Annotated in this window: 15 protein-coding genes and 1 other RNA gene; all 16 read right to left on the reverse strand. The window is 62.8% G+C overall.

The annotated features are described in order from the left end of the window. Positions 1 to 40: 40 nt before the first annotated feature. Positions 41 to 1,300 (reverse strand): cell division protein FtsA, encoded by a 1,260-nt coding sequence (gene ftsA / locus QMK47_RS23715; RefSeq protein ID WP_253477895.1) that lies wholly within the window; start codon positions 1,298 to 1,300, stop codon positions 41 to 43. A 15-nt stretch (positions 1,301 to 1,315) separates the two neighbouring features. Further along, entirely contained in the window at positions 1,316 to 2,182 is an 867-nt protein-coding gene (locus tag QMK47_RS23720) for a cell division protein FtsQ/DivIB (RefSeq protein ID WP_025215394.1), read from the reverse strand. A 3-nt stretch (positions 2,183 to 2,185) separates the two neighbouring features. Continuing rightward, complete coding sequence (locus QMK47_RS23725; protein ID WP_253477898.1) at positions 2,186 to 3,151, reverse strand: D-alanine--D-alanine ligase; 966 nt, start codon at positions 3,149 to 3,151, stop codon at positions 2,186 to 2,188. Further along, the gene (gene murC, locus QMK47_RS23730; protein WP_003205345.1) at positions 3,148 to 4,608 is read right to left on the reverse strand and encodes a UDP-N-acetylmuramate--L-alanine ligase; all 1,461 of its coding nucleotides are present in this window, start codon (positions 4,606 to 4,608) and stop codon (positions 3,148 to 3,150) included. Before murC ends, QMK47_RS23725 begins: the two co-directional genes overlap by 4 nt. Beyond that, positions 4,601 to 5,671: an undecaprenyldiphospho-muramoylpentapeptide beta-N-acetylglucosaminyltransferase gene (murG, locus tag QMK47_RS23735; protein WP_214512361.1), complete on the reverse strand. Its 1,071-nt coding sequence runs from the start codon at positions 5,669 to 5,671 to the stop codon at positions 4,601 to 4,603. The genes murC and murG overlap by 8 nt, the downstream gene beginning before the upstream one ends. Then, the gene (gene ftsW, locus QMK47_RS23740; protein ID WP_408980820.1) at positions 5,661 to 6,878 is read right to left on the reverse strand and encodes a putative lipid II flippase FtsW; all 1,218 of its coding nucleotides are present in this window, start codon (positions 6,876 to 6,878) and stop codon (positions 5,661 to 5,663) included. The genes murG and ftsW overlap by 11 nt, the downstream gene beginning before the upstream one ends. Next, positions 6,875 to 8,221: a UDP-N-acetylmuramoyl-L-alanine--D-glutamate ligase gene (gene murD, locus QMK47_RS23745; protein WP_214512360.1), complete on the reverse strand. Its 1,347-nt coding sequence runs from the start codon at positions 8,219 to 8,221 to the stop codon at positions 6,875 to 6,877. The genes ftsW and murD overlap by 4 nt, the downstream gene beginning before the upstream one ends. A gap of 5 nt (positions 8,222 to 8,226) precedes the next feature. Then, positions 8,227 to 9,309: a phospho-N-acetylmuramoyl-pentapeptide-transferase gene (mraY, locus tag QMK47_RS23750; protein WP_253477901.1), complete on the reverse strand. Its 1,083-nt coding sequence runs from the start codon at positions 9,307 to 9,309 to the stop codon at positions 8,227 to 8,229. Beyond that, positions 9,309 to 10,676, reverse strand: coding sequence for a UDP-N-acetylmuramoyl-tripeptide--D-alanyl-D-alanine ligase (locus QMK47_RS23755; protein WP_253477904.1), 1,368 nt, complete (start codon positions 10,674 to 10,676; stop codon positions 9,309 to 9,311). Before QMK47_RS23755 ends, mraY begins: the two co-directional genes overlap by 1 nt. After that, positions 10,669 to 12,132, reverse strand: a complete 1,464-nt coding sequence (locus QMK47_RS23760) for a UDP-N-acetylmuramoyl-L-alanyl-D-glutamate--2,6-diaminopimelate ligase (protein WP_253477907.1) — start codon at positions 12,130 to 12,132, stop codon at positions 10,669 to 10,671. The genes QMK47_RS23755 and QMK47_RS23760 overlap by 8 nt, the downstream gene beginning before the upstream one ends. Next, positions 12,132 to 13,871: a peptidoglycan D,D-transpeptidase FtsI family protein gene (locus QMK47_RS23765; RefSeq protein ID WP_258691268.1), complete on the reverse strand. Its 1,740-nt coding sequence runs from the start codon at positions 13,869 to 13,871 to the stop codon at positions 12,132 to 12,134. The genes QMK47_RS23760 and QMK47_RS23765 overlap by 1 nt, the downstream gene beginning before the upstream one ends. Next, positions 13,871 to 14,164: a cell division protein FtsL gene (gene ftsL / locus QMK47_RS23770; RefSeq protein WP_072348519.1), complete on the reverse strand. Its 294-nt coding sequence runs from the start codon at positions 14,162 to 14,164 to the stop codon at positions 13,871 to 13,873. The genes QMK47_RS23765 and ftsL overlap by 1 nt, the downstream gene beginning before the upstream one ends. Further along, the gene (gene rsmH, locus QMK47_RS23775) at positions 14,161 to 15,108 is read right to left on the reverse strand and encodes a 16S rRNA (cytosine(1402)-N(4))-methyltransferase RsmH (protein ID WP_003205354.1); all 948 of its coding nucleotides are present in this window, start codon (positions 15,106 to 15,108) and stop codon (positions 14,161 to 14,163) included. The genes ftsL and rsmH overlap by 4 nt, the downstream gene beginning before the upstream one ends. Beyond that, positions 15,105 to 15,560 (reverse strand): division/cell wall cluster transcriptional repressor MraZ, encoded by a 456-nt coding sequence (gene mraZ / locus QMK47_RS23780; RefSeq protein WP_003205355.1) that lies wholly within the window; start codon positions 15,558 to 15,560, stop codon positions 15,105 to 15,107. The genes rsmH and mraZ overlap by 4 nt, the downstream gene beginning before the upstream one ends. 309 nt (positions 15,561 to 15,869) lie before the next feature. Beyond that, positions 15,870 to 16,223: RNase P RNA component class A (gene rnpB / locus QMK47_RS23785), an RNA gene on the reverse strand. A 74-nt stretch (positions 16,224 to 16,297) separates the two neighbouring features. Next, positions 16,298 to 17,203, reverse strand: coding sequence for a 16S rRNA (cytidine(1402)-2'-O)-methyltransferase (gene rsmI, locus QMK47_RS23790; protein WP_320389408.1), 906 nt, complete (start codon positions 17,201 to 17,203; stop codon positions 16,298 to 16,300). Between the last annotated feature and the right edge of the window lie 145 nt (positions 17,204 to 17,348).

A 17,348-nucleotide genomic window follows, 5' to 3' on the forward strand; every position in this document is an offset into this window, starting at 1 on the left:
CGCCAAGCCTGAAACTTGCCGCGTGAAGCTTTGAAACTGTTTAAAAGTTGCCTTTGACCCAAGCCTTGAGCTGCTCGAACAGCGGAGCCTTCGGCTCGTCGCTGCTGTAGCTGTCGCGGCTGCCAATCCCTGAAAACGAAATCCCGTCGGACTGTTTCTGCAGGCCGTACATCAACAGGCCCACGCCGGTGGAATAAATCGGGTTGCGGACCACGTCATCCAGGCCCTTGATGCCATGGGGCACGCCCAGGCGCACCGGCATGTGGAAAATCTCTTCGGCCAGCTCGACCGCGCCTTCCATCTTCGACGTACCGCCGGTCAGCACGATGCCGGCCGGGATCAGGTCTTCGTAGCCACTGCGACGCAGTTCGGCCTGGATCAGCGTGAACAGCTCGTCGTAACGCGGCTCGACCACTTCGGCCAGGGCCTGGCGCGACAGTTCGCGCGGTGGACGGTCGCCGACGCTTGGCACCTTGATGGTTTCGCCGGCACCGGCCAGCTTCGCCAGGGCGCAGGCGTAACGGATCTTGATTTCCTCGGCGTACTGGGTCGGGGTGCGCAACGCCATGGCGATGTCGTTGGTCACCTGGTCACCGGCAATCGGGATCACCGCCGTGTGGCGAATGGCGCCTTCGGTGAAGATCGCGATGTCGGTGGTACCGCCGCCGATGTCCACCAGGCACACGCCCAGCTCTTTCTCGTCGTCGGTCAGCACCGAGTAGGCCGAAGCCAGTTGCTCGAGGATGATGTCGTCGATTTCCAGGCCGCAGCGGCGCACGCATTTCTCGATGTTCTGCGCCGCGTTCACCGCACAGGTCACCACGTGGACCTTGGCTTCCAGGCGCACGCCGGACATGCCCAGGGGTTCGCGCACGCCTTCCTGGTTATCGATCACGTAATCCTGCGGCAGGGTGTGCAGCACACGCTGGTCGGCCGGGATCGCCACGGCCTGGGCCGCGTCGAGTACGCGCTCAAGGTCGGCGGAGCTGACTTCGCGATCACGAATCGCCACGATGCCGTGGGAGTTCAGGCTGCGGATGTGATTGCCCGCCACGCCGACGAACGCCGAGTGGATCCGGCAACCGGCCATCAGCTGCGCCTCTTCGATGGCGCGCTGGATCGATTGCACGGTGGACTCGATGTTCACCACCACGCCTTTTTTCAAGCCGCGGGACGGGTGTGTACCGATCCCGACGATGACCAGCGTGCCGTCGTCCGCGACTTCGCCTACCAGCGCCACCACCTTGGAAGTGCCGATATCGAGACCGACGATCATTTTCCCGCTTTGCACGTTTGCCATGGGTCCTGCCTCTTCTTAATTCTTCGCGACGGCGGGTGCGGCCGTCGTGGGCGCTACAGGTTCCCGCCAGCCAACAGCCAGGCCGTTGGCGTAGCGCAGATCGATGCGCGCAATGTTCGTAATCTGTTCTTTAAGCGTCTTGTCATAGATGGCGATGAAGCGGCGCATCTTTTCCACCAGGTTGCCGCGACCGAGCAACAGCTCGATGCCCGGCCCCGAGCTACCCGCGCCAGTGGTCAAAAACCAACTGCCGCGCTCACGCAATTCCAGGCGCGCGATGGAGAAGCCCAATGGCCGCAACATCTGGCTCAACACCTGGTATTGCTGCATCACTTGCTGCTGGGCCCGCTGTGGGCCGAACAGTTGTGGCAAATGTTCATAGTTGGCCAGTTCCCGCGGCGTAAACGCCTGGCCCTGGTTGTTCAACAACGACTCGTCGCCCCAACGGGCCACCGGCAATTGCTCTTCCAGGCGGATCGACACCTGGTCAGGCCACACCCGGCGGACTTCGGCGTGGGCGATCCAAGGCATCTGTTCCAGCTCCGTGCGCATGCCCGCCAGGTCGATGGTGAAGAAACTCGACGCGACGAACGGAGCGATCCGCTGCTGCACGGCCTGCTGACTGATGTAGCTCAGGTCGCCCTGGACGTTGATCCGGGCGATCGGCCGGTCGGCATAAGGCAGCAACCGTTGCGCGCCTTCATACGTACCGAACCCCAACGCCACCAGCAGCACCGGCCAGAACAAGCTCTTGAGAAAACCAAAATTGGCTTTCGGCAAGCGCGCCGACATCGGCTCTTTGGCCACCATTCGGCTGGCACCCCGCGGCACCGGCTTGCGACCGGGTGCGGATGGCTGATGACGAAGCGATGCGCCTTGCATGGCTTAACCTCTTGGCTCTTGATGGCCGACACTGGCGGCCAGGATCGACACCACCAGTTGCTGGAAATCCAGACCGGCGGCGCGAGCCGCCATCGGCACCAGGCTGTGGTCGGTCATACCAGGTGCGGTGTTGACTTCCAGGAACCAGAACTGCCCATCGGCGTCCTGCATCACGTCTGCCCTGCCCCAACCGGCAATACCCAGCGCCTCACAGGCCTTGGCCGTGAGGTCCATCAGTTGTTTTTCCTTGGCGGCGTCCAGCCCGCAGGGAATGCGGTACTGGGTATCGTTGGCGACGTACTTGGCGTCGTAGTCATAGAACGTGTGGGGCGTGCCCAGCGCAATCGGGGGCAACACCTGGTCACGCAGGGTGGCGATGGTGAACTCGGGACCGGAGATCCATTGTTCGACCAACACTTGCGAATCGTAGGAACTGGCGTCTTTCCATGCCGCGGTCAACTCAGGCAGCGAATTCACTTTCGCCATGCCGATACTTGAACCTTCATGGGCCGGTTTGACGATCAAAGGGAAGCCCAGTTCCGTGGCCGCCGAAATACAATCGGCCTCGGACGCCAGCACGGCGTGACGCGGTGTTGGAATGCCAAGGCTGTGCCAGACCTGCTTGGTGCGCAGCTTGTCCATCGCCAGGGCGGAAGCCAGGATGCCGCTGCCGGTGTAGGGAATGCCCAGGCACTCGAGCAGGCCTTGCATGCTGCCGTCTTCGCCGCCACGGCCGTGCAGGATGATGAACGCGCGGTCGATTTTTTCGCTCAGCAGGCGCTGCAGGAAATCGTCGCCCACGTCGATGCCGAATGCGTCGACACCGGCGCCTTGCAGGGCTTGCAGTACGGCGTTGCCGGACTTGAGGGACACCTCGCGCTCGGCGCTCTTGCCGCCGAACAGCACGGCAACGCGGCCGAAGGCTTTCGGATCAAGGGTCGAGACCAGGTTGGCGTAGGCAGCAGTCATTTCAATTTCCCCTCGCTGGAAGCCACGATTGCCCCGGCGAATAACGGACTGTTCAACAGTTTCGGGGCCAGGCCCCCAATGTCACCGGCACCCTGGCACAGCAAGATGTCGCCGGCGCGCAGCAGCGGCTTGACCAGCGGCGCGAGGTCCACGCCGCGTTCGATGTAGATCGGGTCCAACTGGCCGCGCTGGCGAATGCTGTGGCACAGCTGGCGGCTGTCGGCCCCCGGGATCGGCTCTTCACCGGCCGGGTAGACTTCCATCAACAGCAGTACGTTGGCGTCGGCCAGCACCTGGACGAAATCGTCGTACAGGTCGCGGGTGCGGCTGTAGCGGTGCGGCTGGTAGACCATCACCAGGCGCCGCTCCGGCCAGCCACCGCGCACGGCCTTGATCACCGCCGCGACTTCGGTCGGGTGGTGGCCGTAGTCGTCCACCAGCATCACGTTGCCGCCGTCCACCGGCAGTTCGCCGTAGACCTGGAAACGTCGGCCCACGCCCTGGAACCCGGACAGGCCCTGGACAATGGCTTCATCGCTGACGCCTTCGTCGGTGGCGATGCAGATGGTGGCCAAGGCATTGAGTACGTTGTGATTGCCGGGCATGTTCACCGACACATCCAACGGCTCGCGATCAGGGCGCAGCACGGTAAAGAACGTCTGCATGCCCTGCTGGCGCACGTTGATGGCGCGCACGTCGGCTTCTTCGCCAAAACCGTAGGTCATGGTCGGACGCTTGATCAGCGGAAGGATTTCACGCACCACCGGGTCGTCCAGGCACACCACCGCCAAACCGTAGAACGGCAGGTTGTGCAGGAACTCGACGAAGGTTTTCTTCAGTTTGTTGAAGTCACCGTCGTAGGTCGCCATGTGGTCGGCGTCGATGTTGGTGACCACGGCCACCAGCGGTTGCAGGTGCAGGAAGCTCGCATCGCTCTCGTCGGCTTCGGCGATCAGGTAGCGGCTGGTGCCCAGCTGGGCATTGGTGCCCGCAGCGTTCAGACGACCACCGATCACGAAAGTCGGGTCCAGGCCACCGGCCGCGAACACCGAGGCGATCAGGCTGGTGGTGGTGGTTTTGCCGTGGGTACCGGCGACGGCGATGCCGTGGCGATAGCGCATCAGCTCGGCCAGCATCTCGGCCCGTGGCACCACGGGGATACGGCGCTCCAGGGCAGTGGCGACTTCCGGGTTGGAGGTGTTCACGGCACTGGAAACCACCAGCACGTCGGCATTGGCGGCGTTCTCGGCACGGTGGCCGATAAAGATCTGCGCACCGAAGGATTCCAGGCGCTCGGTGACCGGGGAGGCCTTCAGGTCGGAACCCGAGACCTGGTAACCCAGGTTCAGCAGCACCTCGGCTATCCCGCACATGCCCACGCCGCCGATACCGACGAAGTGGATGCGGCGGATACGGCGCATTTCCGGTTGCGGCATGGCTTTGCGATTCTCAACCATGGGCCACCTCCAGGCAGGTATCGACCACTTGGGTCGTGGCATCGGGTTTGGCCAGGCGGCGTGCGGCGCGGGCCATGTCTTCAAGTCGTTGCGGCTGCATCAAAACCTCTGTCAGGCGGGCGGCAAGATCCGCGGCACCAGTCGTTCTTTGCGGCATCAGGAAGGCAGCGCCTTCACGGGCCAAATAATCGGCGTTACGGGTCTGGTGATCGTCGATGGCGTGGGGCAAAGGCACCAGCATCGAGGGCAGACCGGCGGCTGCCAGTTCACTGATGGTCAGCGCGCCTGCGCGGCAGACCACCAGGTCGGCCCAGCCATAGGCTTGGGCCATGTCTTTGATGAAAGGCTGCACTTGCGCCTCGACGCCAACGGCGCGGTAGCGCTCGGCGGTCACTTCATCGTGGTTTTTGCCGGCCTGGTGAAACACTTCCGGGCGCAGTTCGGGGGCGACCTGCGACAGGGCTTCGGGCAGCAATTTGTTCAACGGTTCGGCCCCCAGGCTTCCGCCCAGGACCAGCAAACGCGCTTTGCGTCCAGCCAGGGCCGGGCGCGGTGTATCGAAAAACAGCTCGGTACGCACCGGATTACCAGTGGTGCGGCGGCTGCCCGACAGGGTAAAGGTGTCGGGAAAGGCTTCACAGACCCGGGCGGCCAACGGCACCAGTAACCGATTGGCGGTACCGGCCACGGCGTTCTGCTCGTGAACGATCACCGGCACACCGGCCAATTTCGCCGCAACACCGCCAGGACCGGTCACATAACCGCCAAACCCGACCACGCACACCGGGCGCAACCGACGGATGATCGCCCGCGCCTGCCAGACCGACTTGAGCAGCATCAGCGGCGCCTTGAGCAACGACAACTTGCCCTTGCCCCGCAGGCCGCTGGCGTCGATCCGGTGCAGCTCAAGGCCGGCAGCTGGCACCAGTTCGTTCTCGATGCCCCGTGGCGTGCCCAGCCAGTGCACGGTGTAGCCGCGCGCCTGGAACTCCCGGGCACAGGCCAGCGCCGGGAATACGTGCCCGCCGGTACCACCCGCCATGATCAGCACATTAGCGCCCATGAGTCGGCTCCTCGGCGAAGTCGCTCTCTTGAAACTCCATCTCTTCGCTGCCCAGGTGGGTTCGACTCTCCCATTCGATGCGCAACAACAGGCCGAGACAGGCGCAGCAGATCACCAGGGAGCTGCCGCCATAACTGAGGAACGGCAGCGTCAAACCCTTGGTCGGCAGCAGGCCGACGTTCACGCCGATGTTGATCAGGAACTGGCCGATCCACAGGAACGACAAGCCATACGCCACGTAAGCGGCAAAAAACTGCTTGGCCTTCTCGGCCCACAAGCCGATGTACATCCCGCGCACGCAGACGAATACGAACAAGGCAACGGTGCACAAGGAGCCGACCACGCCCAGCTCTTCGGCCAATACCGAGAACACGAAGTCGGTGTGGGCTTCCGGCAGGTAGAACTGCTTCTGCACGCTGTTGCCCAGGCCTACGCCCAGCCATTCGCCGCGACCGAAGGCGATCAGCGCCTGGGTCAATTGATAGCCGGAACCGAACTGGTCGGCCCACGGGTCGGTAAAGGTGATCAAACGCGCCATCCGATAGGGTTGCGCCTGCACCAGCACCGTCACGGCGGCAACCGCCAGCGCCACCATCAGGGTGAACCGGAACAGCCCGACGCCGCCCAGGAACAGCATGGCCGCCGCCGCGCCCATCATCACCACCGTGGCGCCGAAGTCCGGCTCCATCAGCAGCAGGCCCGCCATCGGCAGCAACACGATGAATGGCTTGAAGAACCCCATCCAGCTCTCGCGCACTTCTTTCTGGCGACGCACCAGGTAACCGGCGAGGTAGATCACCACAAAGACCTTGGCGATCTCCGAAGGCTGAACGTTGAAGAAACTGAAGCCGATCCAGCGCATCGAGCCGTTGACCTCGCGGCCGATGCCCGGCAACAGCACCATCACCAACAGGCCGAAGGCACCGAGCAGCATCATCCAGCCCAGGCGCTGCCAGGTGGCGATCGGCACCATCATGGTGACGACGCACGCACCCAAGCCGATCACCAGGTAAACCAAGTGGCGGATCATGTGGTAAAGCGTGTTGCCCGACTGCACGGCGGCCACTTCCGACGACGCGGACGTGATCATCACCAGGCCAAGGCCCAGCAAGGCCAGGCAACCGGCAAGCATCGGGAAATCCAGGTCGATGCCGCGCCCAGTGATCAGCGGCGACGGGTACGGCTTGATGATATTCATCAGGCTCATGCCAAGTCCTCCGCGGCCCGGGCGAACAGCTGCCCGCGCTCTTCATAGTTCTTGAACATGTCGAAACTGGCGCAGGCCGGCGACAACAGCACCGCATCGCCTGGTTGCGCAAGGGCGCGGCACTGTTGCACCGCCTCGTCCAGCGAACCGACCCGAACCAGCGGCACGGCATCGCCGAGGGCCTGGGCGATCAATTCACGGTCGCGGCCCATCAGCACCACGGCACGGCAGTTGGCCGCCACCGGGTCGCGCAGGTCCTTGAAGTCGGCGCCCTTGCCGTCGCCGCCGGCGATCAGCACGAGCTTGCCTTCGATGTCCGCACCCAGCCCTTCGATAGCCGCCAGTGCGGCACCGACGTTGGTGGCCTTGGAGTCGTTGTACCAAGCCACGCCGTCCAGGTCGCGCACCCACTGGCAGCGGTGCTCAAGACCGGCAAAGGTACGCAGGGCCGAGAGCATGGCGTCGAACGGCAGGCCGACCGCATGCCCCAGGGCCAGCGCGGCCAGGGCATTGGCCTGGTTGTGGGCGCCACGAATCTTCAGTTCGCGCACCGGCATCAGGTTCTGGAATTCGAAGGCCAGGTATTTCTCGCCATTCTCTTCGCGCAGCCCGAAGCCTTTGAAGTCCGGCACGCCCAGGCCGAAGGACCAGCACGGCATGCCCTCGCCCAACAACGGACGAGTCAGGGCGTCCTGGCGGTTGAACACCACTTGCCGGGCACCACGGAAGATCCGGTGCTTGGCCAGGTGATAAGCCGGCAGGCCGCTGTAGCGGTCCATATGGTCTTCGCTGACATTGAGCACGGTCGCCACTTCGGCGCCCAGGTGGTCGGTGGTTTCCAGCTGGAAGCTCGATAGCTCCATCACGTACAGCTCGACGTCGTCACTGAGCAGGTCCAGCGCCGGGGTACCGAGGTTGCCGCCCACGGCGACGCGCTTGCCGGCCGCCGCGGCCATCTCGCCCACCAGGGTCGTGACAGTGCTCTTGGCATTGGAACCGCTGATGGCGACGATCGGCGCCTTGGCGTTACGCGCGAACAGCTCGATGTCGCCGGACAATTTCACGCCACGGGCAGCGGCCGCCTGCAGGGCTGGAGTCGCCAGGGCCAGGCCGGGGCTCACATAGAGCTCGTCGGCGCGGCACAGGAATTCGACGTCCAGCTCGCCACAACGCACGTCCACCTGCGGATAGTCACGGCGCAGCGTGGCCAGCTCAGGTGGATTTTCCCGCGTATCGGCGACGGCAAACGACACACCCCGGCTCGCCAGGAAGCGAACCAGGGACATGCCGCTCTTGCCGAGGCCGACAACGATGCGGAAGTGGTCAGAAGCGATCAGGGACACTCGTTCTACCTCAGCTTCAGGGTGGCAAGGCCGATCAGCACCAGAATCACAGTGATGATCCAGAAACGGACGATCACACGCGGCTCGGGCCAGCCCTTGAGTTCAAAGTGGTGGTGGATCGGCGCCATGCGGAATACGCGGCGGCCGGTCAATTTAAAGGAAGCAACCTGAATGACGACTGACAGGGTCTCCATCACGAACACACCGCCCATGATGAACAGGACGATTTCCTGGCGAACGATGACGGCGATGGTGCCCAGGGCCGCGCCCAGCGCCAGCGCGCCGACGTCGCCCATGAAGACTTGCGCCGGGTAGGTGTTGAACCACAGGAAGCCCAGGCCGGCACCGATCAGCGCTCCGCAGAACACGATCAGCTCGCCCGCCCCTGGCACATAGGGGATCAACAGGTATTCAGCGAATTTCACGTTACCCGACAGGTAGCAGAAAATCCCCAGGGCGCCGCCGACCATGACCGTGGGCATGATCGCCAGGCCATCGAGGCCGTCGGTAAGGTTGACCGCGTTGCTCGAACCGACGATCACCAGGTAGGTCAGCACGATGAAACCTGCGCCCAGTGGGATGCTGTAGTCCTTGAGCATCGGCAGGATCAGGGTGGTCTCCACCGGCGAAGCGGCGGTCATATAAAGGAAGATCGCCGCGCCGAGGCCGAACACCGACTGCCAGAAATACTTCCAGCGGCTTGGCAGCCCACGGGAGTTCTTCTCGATGACCTTGCGGTAGTCGTCGACCCAGCCGATGGCGCCGAAGAGCAGGGTCACCAGCAGCACGACCCAGACATACCGGTTCGCCAGGTCGGCCCAGAGCAGGGTGCTGATGCCGATGGACGACAGGATCAGCGCGCCGCCCATGGTCGGGGTGCCGGATTTGGACAGGTGCGATTGCGGGCCATCGTTACGAACCGACTGGCCGATTTGCAGGTTCTGCAGGGTGCGGATCATCCACGGGCCCAGGAACAGCGACAACGACAGCGCGGTCAGCACACCCAGGATCCCGCGCAGGGTCAGGTACTGGAAGACCGCGAAGCCTTTGTAGAACTGTTGCAGGTACTCCGCTAGCAGCAGCAGCATTAATGTTTCTCCGTGGAGGCGCCGCACAGTGCCGCGACGATGTTTTCCATCGCTGCGCTGCGTGAGCCCTTGATCAATAAGGTGGTGTTCGGATCCTGCTCGGCGACCAGGGCCTGGATCAGTTCGGCCTGAGTGGTGAAATGCCGTGCGTGTTCGCCAAACGCGGCGACTGCATGGGCCATCATCGGACCGACCGCATACAGCGCGTCGACCTTGCCGCGCGCATAGGCACCGACATCGTGATGCCCCTGTTGCGCCCACTCGCCCAGCTCACCGATATCCCCCAGCACCAATACGGTACGGCCGGAGAAACCGGCGAGGATATCCACAGCCGCGCACATGGACGACGGGTTGGCGTTATAGGTGTCGTCGATCACGCGCATGCCATTGCTGGCCAGTTGCGCAACAGAGCGCCCCTTGACCGGCTGCACGGCGTTCAGCCCGGCGACAATGCCCGGCAGCGACACGCCCAGCGCATGGGCGGCAGCCGCCGCGGCCAGGGCGTTGGCAACGTTATGAGTGCCGAGCAGGTTCAACTGCACCCGCTCGGCGCCATCCGGGCTGTGCAGGTTGAAGGCCGGGCAACCGCGGGCATCGCGGTCCAGGTCGCTGGCGTAGAAATTCGCGGCGAGGTTGCTCAGGGCAAAGGTCAGCACCTTGCGCTCGCCCGCCCGGGTCTTCCAGATTTCGAAGGCCTTGTCGTCGAGATTCAGCACGGCGACGCCATCGGCATCCAGCCCCTCGATGATCTCGCCCTTGGCCTCGACGATTTTTTCCGGGCCGCCGAACTCGCCGACGTGGGCAGTCCCGGCGTTGTTGAGCACCGCCACATGAGGCTTGGTCATGCCCACGGTGTAGGCAATCTCGCCGAGCCGCGAAGCACCCAGCTCGATGACGGCGGCGCTGTGTTCCGGCGCCAGCTCCAGCAGGGTCAGCGGCACACCAAGGTCATTGTTCAGGTTGCCGCGAGTCGCCAGTACCGGACCGCGGGTGCGCAGGATGCTGGCCAGCATTTCCTTGACCGTGGTCTTGCCGCTGGAGCCGGTGATGGCCGCGACCGGGTTGCCAAACGCCGCGCGGTTCAGCGCACCGAGCTGGCCCAGGGCCTGGCGGGTGTCGTTGACGAGTAATTGCGGCAGCGTGCTGTTGGTCACTTCGCGCTCGACCAGGGCCGCGACCGCACCTTTGCCCGCGACTTCGTTCAAGTAGTCGTGACCATCGAAACGTGGCCCAGCCAGGGCGACGAACAATTGTCCCGGCGCGATCGCCCGGCTGTCGATGCTGACGCCGTTGAAGGTGGCGTCCGCAGCGATGAGGCGCGCATTCAGGGCGTTGGTCAGTTCGCTGAGCTTCAGGGCCTTAAGCATGGGCCACCTCCCATGCGGTCAGGGCATGATCGGCTTCCACCAGGTCGGAAAACGCATGGCGTTCGCCGTTGATTTCCTGATAGTCCTCGTGGCCCTTGCCGGCCAGGACAACGACATCGTCCGCCGAGGCGCTGGCGATCAATTGGGCAATGGCCTGGCCGCGACCAGCCACGAAGGTGACGTTATCCACAGCCGCAAAACCGGCGCGGATGTCGTCGAAAATCCGCTGCGGGTCTTCGCTGCGTGGGTTGTCGTCGGTGACCAGCACGCCGTCTGCCAGCCGCTCCACCACTTCGGCCATCAACGGGCGTTTGCCGCGATCGCGATCGCCACCGCAGCCGAACAGGCACAGCAACTTGCCCTTGGCGTGAGGACGCAGGGCCGTGAGAACTTTTTCCAACGCGTCGGGGGTATGGGCGTAATCGACCACAACCAGTGGTTGAGTCCCACCGCCCAAACGCTGCATGCGACCGGCCGGGCCCTCGAGCTTCGGCAAGACCTTGAGAATTTCGTCCAGCGCGTAGTCCAGGCCGAGCAAGGCGCCGATGGCCGCCAATACGTTGCTCAGGTTGAAGCGGCCGAGCAAAGTGCTGCGCAAATGGTGCTCGCCCTGGGGCGTGACCAAGGTGGCGCGCACGCCTTCGTCATTGAATTGCGCCTGGCGTACATAAAGGTAGGCGCTGGCATCTTCCAGGCTGTAGGTGATCAATCGCGATTCGCGCTTTTCGGCAGCCAGTTGCCGACCGAATTCGTCATCGAGGTTGATGACCCGGCACTTCAGGTCATTCCAGGCAAACAGCTTGGCCTTGGCTTCACCGTAGGCCTGCATGGTGCCGTGGTAATCCAGGTGATCCCGGGACAGGTTGGTCAGCACCGCGACATCGAACGCCAGCGCGGTCACACGGCCCTGGTCCAAACCATGGGAAGAGACTTCCATCGCCACGGCCTTGGCACCAGCCTTTTTCAGGTCAGCCAGGGTCGCTTGCACGGCAATCGGGTTCGGCGTGGTGTGCAGGCCGCTTTCCAGCGCGCCATGGAAGCCGTTGCCCAGGGTCCCGACAATGCCGCAGTGCTGGCCGAGCAGGTCGAGGGCCTGGGCCACCAGTTGGGTCACGCTGGTCTTGCCGTTGGTACCGGTCACGCCCACCAGGTTCAGGTGACGGCTCGGTTCGCCATAGAAACGCCCGGCGATGTCCGACAGCTGCGCTGCCAGGCCCTTGACTGGAATCAGCGGAACATCGGTGATCGGCAGCACAGTCGCGCCTTGCACTTCATAAGCCACGGCAGCCGCGCCACGCTTCAGGGCATCGGCGATGTGGGCACGGCCATCGAAACGGGCACCCGGCACCGCCAGGAACAAATCCCCGGCGCGGACATTGCGGCTGTCCAGGGCCAGCTCACGAATCAGCAGATCGTGACCGGCGTGGGCAAAAATCTTGTTCAGGCTCAGGGACATCAGCCACGCCCTCCATCGGCTTTCAAGGGAACGACCGGCGCGGTATTGGCCTGCTGGGTCGGCGGCAGGTTATCCGGGGTAATGTTCATCAGGCGCAGGGTGCCGGACATCACTTTGCTGAACACCGGCGCCGAGACCAGGCCACCGAAGTAGCCCGCCTTGCTTGGTTCGTCGATGACCACGACGATGGCGTAGCGCGGGTCGCTCATCGGGCCGAAGCCGGCAAACAGCGAACGGTAGGAATTCTCGGCATAGCCTTTGGTGCCCACGGAGGTTTTACGGGCCGTACCCGATTTGCCTGCCACGTGATAGGCCGGCACCTGGGCACGATAGACACCGCGCGGCGCCTCGATCACCTGTTGCAGCATGCCCTGCATGGTCTTGGCGACATTCTCCGGGATCACCTGGGTGGTCTGCGGCGCCTTGTCGGTCTTGATCAGGGTCAGTGGTGCGATACGGCCATTGTTGGCCAGCGCGGAGAACGCGTGGACCAGTTGGATCGCCGTCACGGAAACACCGTAACCGTAGGACAACGTAGCCGTTTCAGCCTTGCGCCAATCCCGGTAGTTCGGCAGGTTGCCGACACGCTCGCCCGGGAAGCCCAGGCCGGTGTCCTGGCCGAGGCCGATTTTCTGGGCCAGGCGATAAATCGTCTCGCCGCCGATATCGAAGGCGATCTTGCTCATGCCCACGTTACTGGAGTTGATCAGGATGCCGGTCAGGTCGAGCACCGGGCCCTCGGTCTTGGACACGTCACGAATGGTGTACTTGCCGATCTGCAGGGTGCCCGGGTACACCTCGACGGTGTCGCTCGGTTTCCAGCGCCCGGTTTCCAGGGCAGCGGCCATGGACACGGCTTTCATAGTCGAACCGGGCTCGAACACGTCGATCATCGCGCGGTTGCGCATCATCGCCGGTTGCAGGTTGCGACGGTTGTTCGGGTTGTAGGTCGGCTGGTTGACCATCGCCAGGATCTCGCCGGTCTTCACGTCCATGATTACCAGGCTGCCGGCCTTGGCACCGTTCTCGACGATGGCATTGCGCAGCTCGCGGTTGGCCAGGTATTGCAGGCGCAGGTCAATGGACAACGCCAAGGGCTTGCCGGCCTTGGCGTTTTTGGTGACTTGGACATCCTTGATCAGCCTGCCGCGCCGGTCCTTGATGACCTGGCGCTTACCGGCGACCCCGGCGAGCCATTCGTCATAGGCCAGTTCGACACCTTCCCGCCCTCGGTCATCAATGTCGGTAAACCCGACCATATGGGCCGTGACTTCACCGGCCGGGTAGAAACGCCGGAACTCTTCGATGCCATAGACACCAGGTACTTTCAGGTCGAGCACGCTCTGGCCCTGTTCGGGCGTCAACCCGCGCACCAGATAGATGAACTCCTTGTTGGCCTGGGCTTCGAGGCGCTCGGCCAGGGCCTTGGGATCCTGCCCGAGGGCAGCGGCCAGTGCTGGCCATTTTTCCTTGGCCAGCTGCATTTCCTTGGCGTTGGCCCACAAGGTGGTCACCGGGGTGCTCACGGCCAGGGGTTCGCCATTGCGGTCGGTGATCAGGCCACGGTGAGCCGGGATCGGAATATGCCGCACACTGCGCGCATCGCCCTGCCCCTTGAGGAAATCACGGTCGACGACTTGCAGGTCGATGATGCGCCACGAAATCGCCGCCACCATGATCCCGAGCAAGCCCAGGACCAGACGAAACCGCCACGGGAACAGCGCCCCTTCGAGTTTCATCATGGCGCCACCATCTGCACTTCGGCAGCGCCGGGAATGCGCATTTTCAGCTGCTCGGTGGCCAACACTTCGATACGACTATGGGCGGTCCAGGTGCTCTGCTCCAGGATCAACCGGCCCCACTCGGCCTGCGCCTTGTCCCGCACGCTCAGCTCGTTGTAAAGGGAATTGAGAAGCTGCCGGTTCCAGTGCGCGCTATAGGACACGGCGATGGCCGACACGAGCACGCCGATAAACAGCAGCAGCATGAAAAAGCTGCCGCCGGGCAGTGGCTTGGCGAAGAGCTTGCTCACCGCAACTTCTCCGCAACACGCATGACGGCGCTACGGGCGCGCGGGTTGGCCTTGAGTTCAGCCTCGGAGGCGAACTGCGCTTTGCCATGGATCTTGATTTTTGGCACGAAGGCTTCGAAACGCACCGGCAGGTTGCGCGGCAGGTTATCGGCTTCGCCTTTGGTGAGTTTGCGCATGAACAGCTTGACGATGCGGTCTTCCAGGGAATGGAAGCTGATCACCACCAGCCGACCGCCGATCTCCAGCGCTTCAAGAGCCGCTTCAAGACCGACTTCCAGATCGCCCAGCTCGTTATTGACGTGGATGCGCAAGCCCTGGAACGCGCGGGTCGCCGGGTTCTTGCCCTTTTCCCAGGCCGGATTGGCAACTTTCAGCACCTCGGCCAGGTCGCCGGTGCGCTCGAACGGCTTGATGTCGCGCCGCTCGACCACGGCACGGGCCATGCGGCCGGAGAAACGCTCTTCACCGTATTCCTTGAAGACACGGGCGATTTCTTCCACCGGGGCGGTATTGACGAATTCGGCGGCACTGATGCCACGGGACGGGTCCATACGCATGTCCAGCGGACCGTCATTGAGGAAGCTGAAGCCGCGCTCCGGGTCGTCCAGTTGTGGCGAAGACACGCCCAGGTCGAGCAGCACACCACTGACCTTGCCGGCCAGGCCACGCTCGGCGACTTCCGAAGCCAGCTCGGCAAAGCTGCGTTGCACAATGACAAAGCGGCCGTCTTCGGCCGCCAGCGCTTGCCCGGTGGCAATCGCTTGAGGATCCTTGTCGAATCCCAGCAACCGGCCACCCGGACCGAGCTTGCTGAGAATCAACCGGCTGTGTCCGCCACGCCCGAATGTGCCGTCCAGATAGCAGCCATCAGGACGTACGGCGAGAGCCTCGACGGCTTCGTCAAGCAGTACGGTGATGTGGTTAAAGCCGCTATCAATAGTCACAGGATCAAATCACGCAGTTCATCAGGCATGGCGCCCGGTTGTTGAATAGCAGCGAGGTCGGCGGCAGAAACCGCATTCCAGGCATCTTCGTCCCACAGTTGGAACTTGTTCAGTTGGCCCACCAGCATCGCGCGCTTGTCCAGCTTGGCGTACTCGCGCAGGCGCGGTGGAACCAGGAAACGACCACTGCCATCGAGTTCGAGGTCGACGGCATTACCGATCAGCAAGCGTTGCAAACGGCGGTTTTCTTCCCGTAGCGAAGGCAGTGCGCGCAGTTTGGTTTCGATGATTTCCCACTCATCAAGAGGGTAAACACACAAACATGGGTCAACGGCGTCGATCGTGACGATTAACTGCCCCGAACTTCGCGAAACGAGCTCGTCACGATACCGGCTCGGCATAGCGAGACGGCCTTTTGCATCGAGACTGATAGCGTTAGCTCCGCGAAACACGTCTGCGTTTCTCCACTTTTTGGCGTTTTACCTTCAAAAAAACCCACTTCATGCCACTTTCCGCCACTTGCGCACACTATAGGAATGCGCCCACCGCACCGTCAAGGCGCGGATTGAAGGAAAAGCCTTATAGATCGGAGATTTAGGAGCGTTTCAGGAGGGGTAACAAGAATCTGACGTAGGAATTTTCGCCTCAACCCGAATGAGCACAGGCGGCTGCGCGCACAAGTTAAAGTGATTTATTAAGAGTAAGATTTTTTTGGTATTAGGAACTGCGTCTGCCAGTGATTCCGGCAGGGAGGGAAAAAGGTGGAGAGTCGATCTGTAAGCCGGGTTCTGTCTTGAACAGTCATTCGTCTACGATGGCCATCACTGGACATCTTTAGCAACCTACCCGGTCCCAGCGCGGGCCACGCCTTGGGACCCTATTTGGTCTTGCTCCAAGTGGGGTTTACCTAGCCACGAACTGTTGCCAGCCGTGCGGTGCGCTCTTACCGCACCTTTTCACCCTTACCGGCGCCGAAGCGCTTAGGCGGTTATTTTCTGTGGCACTTTCCGTAGGCTCACGCCTCCCAGGCATTACCTGGCACTTCGCCCTATGGAGCCCGGACTTTCCTCCCCCCCCTAATTCTCATAGAGGGCAGCGACTGTCCGATCGACTCTCCACCGCGAAGGTTAACGGTAGAGCGCTTGAAGAACAAGCGCTAAAAGCCTTGGGCCAGACCCTCACCTTGGTTTCACTGGCCTTTCTGTTTTTCCAGTGCGACCTGGTACAGCACATTCTTGCGCTCGCCAGTGATTTGCGCCGCAAGGGCCGCGGCACGCTTGAGCGGCATTTCCTCGAGTAGCAGGTCCAGGACGCGCATCGCTTCGCTGCTGACAGCGTCTTCACTTTCCGGGGCTGTCCATCCGGCCACCAGGACGACACACTCGCCGCGCTGCTGGTTGCTGTCGCCTTCGACGAAGGCTCGCAGCTCCGCCAACGGCAACCCCTTGAGGGTTTCGAAGGTCTTGGTCAACTCACGAGCCAGCAGCGCCGGGCGCTCGGCGCCGAACACCAGTTCCATGTCCTGCAGGCATTCCAGAATGCGGTGCGGCGCCTCATAGAAGATCAGCGTGCGCGGTTCTTCCTTTATAGCTTCCAGGCGCGCCCGTCGCCCCAACGCCTTGGCCGGCAGGAAACCTTCGAAGATGAAACGGTCCGACGGCAGGCCCGCCGCCGACAGCGCCGCGATCAATGCACAAGCGCCCGGCACCGGCACCACGCTGATGCCCGCCGCCCGAGCCTGACGCACCAGATGATAGCCAGGATCGGAAATCAGTGGCGTACCGGCATCGGAAATCAGCGCGACGTTATCGCCCGCCAGCAGCCGGGTAATGAAACGACTGCCTTCATCCCGTTCATTGTGTTCGTGACAGGCCGCCAACGGCGTGGAAATGCCAAAATGCTGCAGCAGGCGCTGGGAGTGGCGCGTGTCCTCAGCTGCGATCAGTGCAACTTCCTGCAGGATTTTCAGCGCCCGGGCACTGATATCGTCCAGGTTGCCGATGGGCGTCGCCACCACATAAAGCGAGCCGGCAGCGGAATTCAAAGCACCTGGAGCAGTCAAGACACATACCTCATGATCGGTAAAAACCGCCATTGTAGCGTGTAGCGGCCGTCTCGGCTGTTCGCGGTAACGGGTAACCCGAGGCAATGTCGCTCACTGGAAGGTTACACAAGCCCTTGTGGCGAGGGAGCCTGCTCCCTCGCCACGGAGGTCAATATCCCCGTCTTTTGTGGTGCAC

The organism is Pseudomonas sp. P9_35 (assembly GCF_034008205.1).
GTDB lineage: Bacteria > Pseudomonadota > Gammaproteobacteria > Pseudomonadales > Pseudomonadaceae > Aquipseudomonas > Aquipseudomonas kilonensis.